Source organism: Cyanobium sp. BA5m-21, from assembly GCF_024346235.1.
Classification (GTDB): Bacteria; Cyanobacteriota; Cyanobacteriia; order PCC-6307; family Cyanobiaceae; genus Cyanobium_A; species Cyanobium_A usitatum.
In genome coordinates, this window is the sequence record NZ_JAGQCO010000017.1 from 38,404 (window position 1) to 49,242 (window position 10,839).

Genomic DNA, 10,839 nt, shown 5'->3' on the forward strand with positions numbered 1-10,839 from the left:
CGCTGTTTGGATCGCTGCCAAGGGATCTGAGTTGTTTGAGTTGTTCATTGATATTGCGGATTTCATTGGCGGCTTATACCCGAACGGCTTCGATGTTGAGTGAATTGACCACCTCATCGTCCCCTTTGCCTTCACCCTTGAGGGCGGTGAGGTCCTGTTCGATGGCGAACCGCTGGGCGGCGCGCAGGGAGGCCACGGCCCGGCGGCGGTACACCTCGATCTGCTGGTCGAGGTAGGCCACGCCGCGCACCAGGCCGCGCTCGCGGTCGCGCCCGGAGTAATCCTGGTAGGCCTTGGAGATGCGGTCGATCACCGGCAGCACCAGGGGCTTGTCGGTGTCGCGGTAGGCGAGGTTGAGCACGGAGGTGCCCTTCTCGAGCTTGATCTTGAGGTTGTTCTTGAGCCAGTCGGCGTAGCGCAGCCGATCTATGTTTTCACCGGCCCGCTGCTTGCTGGTTTTGACGAAGTCGAACACCGGCTTGAGCACCGAGGGGCTCTCGAGGATCTTTACCTCGGTTTCGAGGCTGTCCTTGCCGCCACCCCCGGTGCCGATCAGGGAGGCCAGGGCAGGATTCTGGGCTAGCAGCTGGGCGGCTCCTCCGCCCTGTTTCTTGTTGGGATCGGCCAGCACGATCTGAAATTCCCCTTCCCACACCGGCTTCTGCAGCAGGGTGACTGCGGCGGAGAGCAGCAGGGTGCCGCCGGCGACCTTGGCGATCAGGCGCCAGCGGCGCCGCAGGGAGGAGGCGAGCTGGCCAAGGTCAATCTCGTCGTCGGCTGGAGCCGGCTGGGGTAGGGAGGGGCTCATCAGCGGGCTCCTCCAAACAGGCTGTACACCGAGTAAACCCCCACAAAGGGACCAGCGAGCTCGTTCATCACGCTGATGCTTGCGGAGAGGGCCGAATCCTGCACGCGGATGATGTCGCAGGCCATCAGGATTGGATTGGCCGCCGAGTCGCTGGCGGCGTTGGGGTTGTAGGTGAACAGGCGACGATCCAGTTCGCCTTCTCGGGTGAAGCGAATGAATTCCACCTTGCCGCGCAGCAGGGAGGGGCCGCCAGCGAGGTTTAGGGCCTGGTTGAGGGCTGAGGCCTGGGGCAGGGTGATGCCACCGGGGGTCTTGACCCGGCCACTCACGTACACCTGGATGAACTGGGGGCTGAGGTTGGTTTGCCCTGCCTTAAGCAGCTGCTCGCGCAGCACCACGGGGCTTTTGGCCACGCTCACCACGTCGCCGTCGAAGAGGCGGATGTTCTGGGATTCATCGCCCTCGGTGATCAGGCTGAGGAAGTTGAGCTGGGTGCGGATCTTGCCGCCGCCGGCACTCACGGGCTGGCGGCGGGTCACCTGCACCTCAGCCAGGTTGGAGTAGGGGGTTATCCCCTGGGCGGTGCGGATCGCGTCGAACACTGTCGGGAACAGGGTGGCTGAACTACTGCCACCGGCGCTGCTGCTCCTGCGTGTGGTTAGACCCTGCCCCAGGGCTGTCGAGCCGCTGGAGATATCAGGGGTGGTGTTGGGATCACTTAGATCTTCCATGTTGCTTTGCACACCACTGAGGGTGTAGTAGCCCGGCCGCTTCACCTCGCCGCCCATGTAGATGCGGATCGGGCGGAAGCCCACCGGGCGGATGTAGATCTCGGGCTGGCGCACGTAGCGCTTGAACTGTTCGGTGAGGAAGTAGCGCAGCTCCTCCACCGTGAGCCCTTCGACATAGAGGGCGCGCAGGTGGGGTAGGTAGAGGGTGCCATCTGGGCCGATCGACACGGTGCCGCTGAGCTCGGGGATGTCGACCAGCTCAATCTGCAGGGTGTCGCCCGGGCCGAGGATGTAGCTGTCGTATACGACTCGGCTGCGGCTGGTGGCCGCAGGGGTTGGGGTGTTGGCCAGGGAGGGTTGCAGGCCCAGAACAGCCAATGCCACGGCTGTGCCAGCCCACCAAGCTCTTCGTCGCAGCGGTTGCACCGGGATGGAATGACGCTTATACCCCAACCCTATCTGCCGTAGCGGGCAGATCTGCTGTTGCAGTGCCGCTCTGATTACTGGGAGTAGAGGGGGGAGCTGAGATTAGCTCTAAACGTGCAAATTAGGAGTTGTTTACATGACTAAATCTGGATCTGTTGCTGTGCGATCTTGGGCTAGCAGAGGTGAGAAAGTTGAGTTCTGCTCCCTTTCCTTCTGCGTTCATACGCCATAGTTATATTCATTCAGCAACTACCGCAAAGACCTGGAGCTCCTGGAGGATTTCCTGGAACACCCTGCGTGATCGGCTGCGCAGCCAGGGCGAGGCCTTCCTGCTGGGATCGCGGGACACCTTGCGGGACCGCCGTCTAACCAGCCATACCTACAACCTCGCCACAGCGGATGCCATTGCGGCGCAGATCATCGATTGCTACCTGCCATGTTTTCAGCAGCTACGCACCAGGCTGGAGCAACGGGTTCAGGAGGAGGCGCCATGACCATCCCGGCACAGCCGCAGGTTCAGGGCATCTGGCTATTCGGCTCGCGGATTGGACCTGCAGCGCTTGGCCGAGGCCGCTTAGGCCTCATTTCTGGCTAAGTTAGCTAAACAGAGGGTTGCTGATCGTGCAGGTCAACATGCTCGATGCCAAGAGCCAGCTCTCGTGCCAGCCCATGTGGATGCCGCTTTCAGTGAGGCTGTGGATCAACAGGTTGCACGGCTGTTTGGCAGCTGATGCGCCTGCTGCTCGACACCAGAGCCTCGCTGCTGGTGCGCTGCTTTTGCCTGTGCTGGATGGTCATGTGATTCAAACTGCCCAGCTCCCTCTGGTGCACCACGATTCTTTCGGCCACCTGTTGATTACCCAGGCCCAGGCCCAGGTCGAGAGTCTGATGGCGTTGTCATCGGACGCCCATTGGCCTGCTTACGACGTGCCACTGCGACGCCCTCGGCACTCCAGTACTGTTTTAGGTACTAAGCTTTAGGCTCCAGCGATTGCTGTGCCATGGATCAGCAGAACGCGCTCACCTCAGCTGAGCTCAAGCGCCGTGGGATTGCAGCGATTGAGCAGGCGCTGCAGCATGGACCAGTCCATTTGTTGAAGCGCAACCGATCGGCTGCTGTGGTGCTGAGTGAGCAGCACTATCGCCAGCTGAAGTTGCAGGCATCACGAGCTCCTGTGGCTGAAGCATCGGCGTTGCAGTGGCTGCTGGCCCTGCCGCCATCCACGAGCCCGCGCAGTAAGGCTGAGATCGATGCTGAGCTGGCAACTGAGCGCAACTGGTGATTGCCTTCCTGGATGCCAGCGCACTGATCTATTTGGTGGATGGTGAGGCCCGATGGGCCGAAGCCACCCAGGCAACCCTCCATCAGCTTGCTGTCGAGGCACCTGATCTCCCACTGGCCGTGAGCCGCCTCAGCCTGCTGGAGTGTCGTGTGGCTCCACTGCGGCGGGGTGATCAAGCCTGTTTGGATCGCTTTGAGGCGTTGTTTGCCCAGCCAGATCTGCTGGTTGTGGAGCTCAGCGCCTCTGTGGTGGAGCTGGCGACCCAATTGCGCGCCAACCATGGGCTGCGTACACCCGATGCCCTGCAGGCAGCTTGCTGCCTGCAACTGGGGCCTGATGCCGTGATGATCACGGGTGATGCCGGATTTCAGCGCGTCCAGGCTTTGCAGGTGCGCTTGATTGCCTGCGCCTGATGCCCTGATCGACTTTCAGGGTCCGGCCGACCTGGCTGGCCGCCAACGGCTGAAGCGGGGCCTTCGCGTCATAGCCGATCTGCCAGATCTAAATCTGGGGCTGGCACTGGCCTGCCCCTCAATCCGCACCGAGGGTGATGAGAGTGCTGGCGTGAACGTTCTGCTCGCCACCAACGTGTTGCCTGAAACGATCAAATGGCTTATGGCGTGTTTGAGCAGCCAGCCAGCACGGAGACCTAATTGAAGGCCCCCCACCCGCTGCTGCATCAAGCCAGCCCACTGCATCACTGCCGCACCGCAATCGGCGCACTGGCGTAGCGGGCTGTGTATTTGGGGCTGACACCCGAGATCACCGTTCTGGAGGTGCTGGTGCATCTCAATCCTGATCAGTGAAGCCCAACTTGAAGCCCTGTTTGGCCAGGCCTAAAACTTGGGCTGTGGCCCTACATTAATGTCATTGACATCTCCTCGACTTCGCGGTGACTCCCATGGTTCAGGTCACGGCCAGGCTTCCCGACACCCTCGGCGCTGAGCTTGATGCAGCGGCACAGCAGCTCAACCGCTGCCGAGCCGACATCATTCGTCAGGCAATCGAGTACTACCTCGACGACATCGAGGATTTGCGCTGTGGGGTGGCAGCCCTGAAGGACCCTGCCGACCCTGTTCTCGACTGGCTTGAGGTGCGAGATGCGCTGCTCGCTGCGGATTAAACGTTCTGCGGCAAAGGCGTTGGCCGCGCTGCCGAAAGCTGACCGGGTGCGGCTGGTTGAGGCCATCAACCTGCTCTGCGACACCCCAGCCGCCGGCTCTGCCCTCAAGGGTGAATTTGAAGGACTGCGGCGGTTGCGTGTAGGGAACTACCGCGTTGTCTATGAATGGCAGCGCAGCGAACTGGTGATCCTGGTGGTGCGCATCGGCCATCGACGCGAGGTCTATCGCTGACCTGCCTCCAACAAGTGCACGCAGCCAGTGAACACCGACCGCTGGTACTACCGGGTCTTCCAGAGCGCCCCCGGGGATCGGCTCTACCGCTACTGCCTCGCAGAAGCCTTGCGGCTTTGAAGCCCTCGAGATCAAAGAGCTGAGCCAGCAGCCCAATCTCGACCCCCTTGCTCAACCTGCTCACCCTGCCGGTGCGGCCCGAGAGCGAACTGGCAGCTAGCAGTCAGCAGATCCTGGCCAGTCGCCCTGATTTAAAAACAGTTGTACTGCCTATGCCGGTACAAAAATTTCCTGAACTCACCACGGCTGTTTCTTGCAGCACGCTCAAATCATGGTGATAGCCGGCCTCCCCCGAGAAGAGATCCTCCATACCAGGGCGATACAGGATTGGCTGGCAGAAGGCCGCCAGGAAGGCGAAGCCCGCGGCGAAGCCAAGGTGACCCTCCGCCTCCTCAACCGCCGCTGCGGCCCACTTACTGGCGCCACCACCACCCAGATCCAGGCCCTACCGCTGGAGCCGCTGGAAGTCCTAGCCGATGCCCTGCTCGACTTCCAGGGCCCGGCTGACCTGGCCACCTGGCTGGCCGCCAACGGCTGAAGCGGGGCCTTGATTCGACTGTTCAAACTGCTTGACGCATCAGAGTCACAGCCGATCTGCCAGATCTAAATCTGTGGCTGGCACTGGCCTGCCCCCCAATCCGCCCCGAGGGTGGTGAGAGTACTGGCGTGACCGTTCTGCTCGCCACCAACGTGTTGCCTGAACCGATGCGGGAACAGCCGGATACCTGGCGCTACAAGCGGTCTCGCCATTTGACGCTAGGATCGCTTCAAATGACGTTGCTTGGACTGATTAGCTCATGGCTTCTGTGATCCCTGCCACAACGCACAAGGCGTCTCAGGAGGCTGATCTGAGCCAATCGTTCTGGCAGCGCGCTGCCGAGCTCGGCGCCCTGGATGAACAGCAGCGCTTGGATGCGATTGAGCAGGGCTGGAGCAGCAGCTGGCTGGCGGCCCTGCGCCAGCACCTGCACCTCAAGGCGGCGGATCTTGAGCCATTGCTGGCCCTCTCGGAGGCCACGATGGCCCGCCGCAGCCGCGAGCAGGCGGCGCTGGATCTTGTTTCCTCCGAAAGGCTGGACCGGCTGATGGAGGTATTGAGCCTTGCTTATGGCGTGTTTGAGCAGCCAGCCAGCACGGAGGTCTGGTTGAAGGCCCCCCACCCGCTGCTGCATCAAGCCAGCCCACTGCAGCACTGCCGCACCGCAATTGGAGCGGGACAGGTGCGGCGTCTGCTCCAAGCGCTGGAGCACGGCGCACCGGTGTGAGCGAGGGTGTGATTCGGGCCTGGCGGCTTAGCAAGGCTCGATACGCCGGCGATCTCACCGGCCAGGGAGCGGCGCGCGATGGCCAGCGCTGGAACCAATCAGGGCAGCGGGCTGTGTATTTGGGGCTGACACCCGAGATCACCGTTCTGGAGGTGCTGGTGCATCTCAATGGTGTGTTGATCGCGCCGTTGGTGCTCAGTGCCTACGAGGTGCCTGCTGGGTCGGGCCTGATCAGTGAAGCCGAACCTGAAGGCCTGCCAGCAGGCTGGAACGCGATCCCCCATGGCCAGGCCAGCGCCGTGTTTGGTGGCGACTGGCTGCGGGACGGAGGGCAGCTGGGCCTTCTGCTGCCCTCGGTGGTGGTGCCTCAGGCCCGCAACCTGCTGCTCAATCCGCTGCACCCGGCCATGCCGAAGGTGGCGCTGGTGCATCAGGAGCCGTTCCAACTGGATGAACGCTTGGCCTAAAAATAGGGCTTGCAATTGGCCCTTAGGTGGATCAAAAAGGGCTTCTCCACGAGCCGCCAGAAACACCAGCCCGAATAACCCAGTCAGCCGCCTGCCGCCAACGAGACCCCGAACCCACAAAGCCCCTCACGGGTCGCAGCCCGAACCTCAAGCCGCGGCTACCTTTTCGCCAGCAAGCGCCCGCAGCCAGTGAATACCGACCGCTGGTACTACCGGGTCTTCCAGAGCGCCCCCGATCTGATCCGCGCCCTCCTGCCCGGCTCAGCCGCCGCCGACAACCCGCTGGGCCTCGACCCCGGCGCCCCCGGCGATCGGCTCTATCGCTTTGAGGCGCTCGAGATCAAAGAGCTCAGCCACCGCCTCGATGGTGTTTTGTGGCCGCGCCAAAGCACTGGCTGCGCCGAAACCGGCAGCCCCGAGTTCCCCGTGGTGCTGCTGGAGGTGCAAATGCACCCCGACCAAGGCTTCCACCACCGCCTGGCAGCACAGACCTACCGCTTTCTGCAGCAGCAGCCCCAAGTGGAGCACTGGGCTGTGCTGGTGATTACGCCCCACGGCCGGCTCAAGCTCGGCCCCACCCAGGCGCTGCAGCTGTTCCTGCAGCAGGTGGTGTGGCTCAGCCTGGAGCATCTGAGCCAGCAGCCAGATCTCGACCCCCTGCTCAACTTGCTCACACTGCCGGTTAGGCCTGAGAGCGAGCTGGCGGCCAGCAGTCAGCAGATCCTGGCCAGTCGGCCTGATCTAGACACGGTTGTGCTGCCTATGCTGGTGCAACGTTTTCCCCAGCTCACCGAGGCAGAAATCATGGTGATTGCCGGCATCCCCCGGGAAGAAATCCGCCACACCCGGGCGGTACAGGACTGGCTTGCCGAGGGACGCCAGCAGGGCCGCCAGGAAGGCCGCCAGGAGGGCCGCCAGGAAGGCGAAGCCAAAGGGCGCCAGGAGGGCGAAGCGGCAGTCACCCTCCGCCTCCTCAACCGCCGCTGCGGCCCCATCAGCGAGCCCACTACCGCCCAGATCCAGGCCCTGCCGCTGGAGCAGCTGGAATCATTGGCCGACGCCCTGCTCGACTTCCAGTGCCCAGCCGACCTATCCGCCTGGCTGGCCGCCAACAGCTGAAGCAACACCTCTAAGGTTGTTTTTGAGAGTCCGGACTTAGCGTCGCCAACGCCGCCCACCAATCCATCGGCCGTGGCTGCCGCTGGAGAAAAGAGCTGATGGCGCTACCAGAGAAGCCTGCAGGGGAACGCCTGAAGCGCTGGATCCACGGTCACCAGGGTGAGCCTGGCCAGCTCAGCCTGGGCGGCCAGCAGACGATCAAAGGGGTCGCGGTGGGGCATGGGGTAGCTGCCAGCATGCAGGCCCTGTTGCAGGGTGATCGGCAACAGCTGAAACCCTTGGGCTGCAAGCAACCCGGGCAGATCATCGAGCAATTCCCTGGCCGCTGGCAGCTTGCCCAGGCGCACCTTGGTGGCGATCTCCCAACCGGAGGCGGCGCTCACATAGACCGCATTGGCGGGATCGCTGATGGCGGCGTGTACGGCAGGGGAGAGACGACCCGGCTCAGCCAGCCACCACAGGAGAGCATGGGTGTCGAGCAACAGCTGCGTCATCACGGGCAAGGTCAGAAGAGAGGCTGCTCGAAGGCAGCAAGCTCCTCCTCCGGCAGAGGTTCCAGCAGCAGCTCCGGTGCTGGCAGCGTGATGCTGCCAGCCAGGACTCCGGCCTGGCGGCGCGGGCGAGGCTGGTCGAGAGGCACCAAGCGCGCCCAGGGCTTGCCTCCTTTGGCCACAAGGATTGTTTCGCCGGCGTGGGCGGCATCGATTAAGCGAGAAAAGTGGGTTTTGGCCTCATGCACATTCACAACACGCTCAGCCATGGGGTGCGGATCCATCGGAAACCAACTTAGTCCACTTGTGGACCAAGCAGGAGGCATCAGCTGATGGATTGCATGATCACCCCCGACGACTCCATCTTCGTGGCCGGCCATCGCGGCATGGCGGGCAGCGCCATCTGCCGGGCGCTGCAGGGGGCGAGCTACAGCAACCTGCTCACGGCCAGCCGCGCCGAGCTGGATCTGGAAGACGGCCCAGCCGTGCAGCGCTGGTTCGAGCAGCACCAACCCACGGTGGTGGTGCTGGCGGCGGCCAAGGTGGGCGGCATCCAGGCCAACAACAGCTACCCGGCTGATTTCCTGCTCGATAACCTCAAGATCCAGACCAACCTGATTGACACGGGACAATCCGCCCGCAGGCGCGGCACCGAGCGCGGTTCCTGAGGCAGCCTGGCCCTCCCCCGGCGGTTGCACTGACCCGCCTGGTGCAGCACCCGATAGAAGCTGCTCTCTGAGCCAATAAAAAGTTTCTGATCGACCAGTGCCGGCACGATCTGCCCTGGCGGCAGTGCGGCGTACTCCGGCTGGTTGCAGGTCAACAGGATCCGCTGGCGCTCTTCCTCGCTCAGCCGGTGACCTACCAGGCGAGCACTGCCTTTACGGCGATCCACGCCGTCCCCATCACCCAGGAAGGCCTTCCGCCAGCGTTTGAGGGTGCGCAGGCAAATGCCGATCACACCGCAGGCCCTCAACAGGCCGGCGCCCGCAGCATTGGCCTCGCCGATTAACTCGATCACCTTCCGCCGGTGCACGGCGCTGGTCAGCCTTCCTCGTCCTCCGAACAGAAGGCATCCCACTTTTTTTGCAGCACCAGCAAAGCCGCCATTTCCGCCATGGCCTTCTCCTTGCGCTGCAACTCCTTTCTGAGGGCTTTGATCTCCCGCTGGTCCTGGGCGCGGAGCTTCTCAAGCTCCTTCTGTTCGGCCATCGTCAGCACCGGCTTGGCGTTGGCATCCTGGGCCGCCTGCCGCCAACGGCTTACCTGCTCCGGGAACAGGCCCCGCTCGCGGCAGTAGGCGCTGAGCTCGGTGGCGTTGAGGCCAGAGCTCTCCAGTACAACCGTGAACTTGTCAGCAGCGCTCCAGCCCTCTGGTTCCTTCTCGGATGACGGCACCACCTCTCCCTGCAACCGCCAGGCCTTTCTCCAGTTGTAGAGGGTGGCGAGGTGAATGCCCAGCTCTTCTGAGATCCGGGCCACGCTCTGCCTGTGCGGCGGGCTCATCCGCCTCCTCACATCAGCCTTGACGGCCTCGCTGTATCGACGCATTAGTCATGTCCTCAAGCCCCCGGATGTACTGATCAGAGGGGTGACAACTTTCCTGAAACCGGGGGCAGGGTGATGAAGTGATCACCACCCCTCGCACATTTATTGCCACCGCCTCCAGCGCTGTGCTGCTGGGAGCCAAGCCCGTGTTCGCTGATGTGGATCCCGATTCCGGCGCCATCACCGCAGCCACCATTGCTCCCCTGATCACCCCCCGCACCAAGGCCATCTCGGTGGTGCACCTGGGCGGCTGGCCGGCCGACATGTCCGCGATCTGTGATCTGGCCCGCGCCCACGGCATCGCCGTGATCGAAGACTGCGCCCAGGCCCATGGTGCCCGGATCAATGGCCAATCCGTGGGCAGTTTTGGCGATGTGGCCGCCTGGAGCTTCTGCCAAGACAAGATCCTCACCACCGCCGGCGAAGGCGGCATGGTCACCACCTCCCGCGACGATCTCTGGGATGCCATGTGGGCCTTCAAGGACCACGGCAAAACCCACCAGGCTGTGTTCGGCCGCGAGCACCCGCCTGGTTTTCGCTGGCTGCATGAGCGCTTCGGCTCCAACTTCCGCCTCACCGAACTTCAGAGCGCCATCGGCCGCATCCAGCTCCAGCGCCTGCCGGAGTGGACTGCAGCTCGCACCCGCAACGCGCTGCAGCTGGCCGAGGCTTTGCATGACCTGTCCGCCGTGCGTGTGCCTCTTCCTCCTGAGGGGCTCACCCATGCTTGGTACAAGTTCTATGCCTTCGTGAAACCTGATGCCCTCGCCGATGGCTGGAGTCGTGATCGCATCCTTTCCGAAATCGCTGCCCTTGGTTATCCAGCCCTCTCCGGCAGCTGCAGCGAGATCTATCTGGAGAAGTGCTTCCAGGATGCAGGCCTATCCCCAGCCGAGCGCCTGCCCGTTGCCCGCGAGCTCGGCGATACCAGCCTGATGTTCCTCGTGCATCCCACCATCACCACTGAGCAGATGGCGGGCTATGCCGAGGCTGTGCGAACGGTGGTGCAGCGGGCTTGCCGGTAGTGCTTTTTGGCCAGAAGCGTCGCCAAGTGCTGGTTGTCCTTTTGCTTGGAACTTCGGCTGCAGGGCTATGGCTGGCCTGGCCCTGGCTTGTTCCGCTTGTTTTCCCGGTTCCCACGTCTGGCCCTGGTAGCGATCTGGTGGTGGTTCTGGATGGTGGCTCAGGTCGCTTCGCCGCAGCCGATCGCATCGGCCACGCCCTGCCCCAGCCGCCCCACCGCCTACTCATCCGCTGCCCCAGAACCACGCAACCGACCCTGCCCA

20 protein-coding genes are annotated in these 10,839 nt (G+C 63.1%); 15 read left to right on the top strand and 5 right to left on the bottom strand.

Annotation, left to right across the window (positions count from 1 at the left end; translation table 11 throughout):
* Nucleotides 1–73: 73 nt before the first annotated feature.
* Together KBY72_RS07045 and KBY72_RS07050 are read right to left on the bottom strand one after the other, a co-directional pair.
* Nucleotides 74–808: a GumC family protein gene (locus KBY72_RS07045; protein WP_254962416.1), complete on the bottom strand. Its 735-nt coding sequence runs from the start codon at nucleotides 806–808 to the stop codon at nucleotides 74–76.
* Nucleotides 808–1,923: a polysaccharide biosynthesis/export family protein gene (locus tag KBY72_RS07050; RefSeq protein WP_254962417.1), complete on the bottom strand. Its 1,116-nt coding sequence runs from the start codon at nucleotides 1,921–1,923 to the stop codon at nucleotides 808–810. The genes KBY72_RS07045 and KBY72_RS07050 overlap by 1 nt, the downstream gene beginning before the upstream one ends.
* 233 nt (nucleotides 1,924–2,156) lie before the next feature.
* Between KBY72_RS07050 and KBY72_RS07055 the strand changes: the two genes are divergently transcribed.
* The 12 genes from KBY72_RS07055 to KBY72_RS14420 all read left to right on the top strand — a co-directional run bounded on the left by KBY72_RS07055 (nucleotide 2,157) and on the right by KBY72_RS14420 (nucleotide 7,514).
* On the top strand, nucleotides 2,157–2,459 hold the full coding sequence (locus KBY72_RS07055) for a nucleotidyltransferase substrate binding protein (RefSeq protein WP_254962418.1): 303 nt from the start codon (nucleotides 2,157–2,159) through the stop codon (nucleotides 2,457–2,459).
* Between the two features lie 127 nt (nucleotides 2,460–2,586).
* The gene (locus KBY72_RS07060; protein WP_254962201.1) at nucleotides 2,587–2,946 is read left to right on the top strand and encodes a hypothetical protein; all 360 of its coding nucleotides are present in this window, start codon (nucleotides 2,587–2,589) and stop codon (nucleotides 2,944–2,946) included.
* A 20-nt stretch (nucleotides 2,947–2,966) separates the two neighbouring features.
* Nucleotides 2,967–3,248, top strand: coding sequence for a hypothetical protein (locus KBY72_RS07065; protein ID WP_254993310.1), 282 nt, complete (start codon nucleotides 2,967–2,969; stop codon nucleotides 3,246–3,248).
* Nucleotides 3,245–3,661 carry a type II toxin-antitoxin system VapC family toxin gene (locus tag KBY72_RS07070; protein WP_254931966.1) on the top strand — a complete coding sequence of 139 codons (417 nt, stop codon included), beginning with the start codon at nucleotides 3,245–3,247 and terminating at the stop codon, nucleotides 3,659–3,661. Before KBY72_RS07065 ends, KBY72_RS07070 begins: the two co-directional genes overlap by 4 nt.
* Complete coding sequence (locus tag KBY72_RS07075) at nucleotides 3,648–3,905, top strand: hypothetical protein (protein WP_254993311.1); 258 nt, start codon at nucleotides 3,648–3,650, stop codon at nucleotides 3,903–3,905. The genes KBY72_RS07070 and KBY72_RS07075 overlap by 14 nt, the downstream gene beginning before the upstream one ends.
* 244 nt (nucleotides 3,906–4,149) lie before the next feature.
* Nucleotides 4,150–4,371, top strand: a complete 222-nt coding sequence (locus KBY72_RS07080) for a ribbon-helix-helix protein, CopG family (protein WP_106501115.1) — start codon at nucleotides 4,150–4,152, stop codon at nucleotides 4,369–4,371.
* A gap of 19 nt (nucleotides 4,372–4,390) precedes the next feature.
* Nucleotides 4,391–4,603: a type II toxin-antitoxin system RelE family toxin gene (locus KBY72_RS07085; protein ID WP_254929046.1), complete on the top strand. Its 213-nt coding sequence runs from the start codon at nucleotides 4,391–4,393 to the stop codon at nucleotides 4,601–4,603.
* Nucleotides 4,604–4,770: 167 nt separating this feature from the next.
* Nucleotides 4,771–4,941, top strand: a complete 171-nt coding sequence (locus KBY72_RS07090; RefSeq protein ID WP_254931965.1) for a hypothetical protein — start codon at nucleotides 4,771–4,773, stop codon at nucleotides 4,939–4,941.
* Nucleotides 4,935–5,201: a DUF4351 domain-containing protein gene (locus KBY72_RS07095; protein ID WP_254931964.1), complete on the top strand. Its 267-nt coding sequence runs from the start codon at nucleotides 4,935–4,937 to the stop codon at nucleotides 5,199–5,201. Before KBY72_RS07090 ends, KBY72_RS07095 begins: the two co-directional genes overlap by 7 nt.
* 259 nt (nucleotides 5,202–5,460) lie before the next feature.
* A complete protein-coding gene (locus KBY72_RS07100; protein ID WP_254931963.1) occupies nucleotides 5,461–5,928 on the top strand; it encodes an antitoxin Xre/MbcA/ParS toxin-binding domain-containing protein in 468 nt (155 codons plus the stop codon).
* Nucleotides 5,925–6,395 carry an RES family NAD+ phosphorylase gene (locus KBY72_RS07105; RefSeq protein WP_254931962.1) on the top strand — a complete coding sequence of 157 codons (471 nt, stop codon included), beginning with the start codon at nucleotides 5,925–5,927 and terminating at the stop codon, nucleotides 6,393–6,395. The genes KBY72_RS07100 and KBY72_RS07105 overlap by 4 nt, the downstream gene beginning before the upstream one ends.
* 189 nt (nucleotides 6,396–6,584) lie before the next feature.
* Nucleotides 6,585–7,514 (top strand): DUF2887 domain-containing protein, encoded by a 930-nt coding sequence (locus KBY72_RS14420; RefSeq protein ID WP_254993312.1) that lies wholly within the window; start codon nucleotides 6,585–6,587, stop codon nucleotides 7,512–7,514.
* A gap of 104 nt (nucleotides 7,515–7,618) precedes the next feature.
* On the opposite strand, the gene KBY72_RS07115 is transcribed toward KBY72_RS14420, so the two are convergent.
* Nucleotides 7,619–8,008: a type II toxin-antitoxin system VapC family toxin gene (locus KBY72_RS07115; RefSeq protein ID WP_254962193.1), complete on the bottom strand. Its 390-nt coding sequence runs from the start codon at nucleotides 8,006–8,008 to the stop codon at nucleotides 7,619–7,621.
* 11 nt (nucleotides 8,009–8,019) lie between these two features.
* Entirely contained in the window at nucleotides 8,020–8,274 is a 255-nt protein-coding gene (locus tag KBY72_RS07120) for a type II toxin-antitoxin system Phd/YefM family antitoxin (protein ID WP_254962192.1), read from the bottom strand.
* Nucleotides 8,275–8,346: 72 nt separating this feature from the next.
* On the opposite strand from KBY72_RS07120, the gene KBY72_RS07125 reads away from it, so the two are divergent.
* On the top strand, nucleotides 8,347–8,673 hold the full coding sequence (locus tag KBY72_RS07125) for an NAD-dependent epimerase/dehydratase family protein (protein WP_409995481.1): 327 nt from the start codon (nucleotides 8,347–8,349) through the stop codon (nucleotides 8,671–8,673).
* A gap of 376 nt (nucleotides 8,674–9,049) precedes the next feature.
* On the opposite strand, the gene KBY72_RS07135 is transcribed toward KBY72_RS07125, so the two are convergent.
* Nucleotides 9,050–9,511: a helix-turn-helix domain-containing protein gene (locus KBY72_RS07135; protein ID WP_254962191.1), complete on the bottom strand. Its 462-nt coding sequence runs from the start codon at nucleotides 9,509–9,511 to the stop codon at nucleotides 9,050–9,052.
* 122 nt (nucleotides 9,512–9,633) lie between these two features.
* Here KBY72_RS07135 and KBY72_RS07140 point away from each other — a divergent pair, with 122 nt between their 5' ends.
* Entirely contained in the window at nucleotides 9,634–10,578 is a 945-nt protein-coding gene (locus KBY72_RS07140; RefSeq protein WP_254962190.1) for a DegT/DnrJ/EryC1/StrS family aminotransferase, read from the top strand.
* The coding region (locus KBY72_RS07145) for a hypothetical protein (protein ID WP_254993313.1) at nucleotides 10,569–10,839 on the top strand (271 nt) is incomplete at its 3' end. The genes KBY72_RS07140 and KBY72_RS07145, both read left to right, overlap by 10 nt.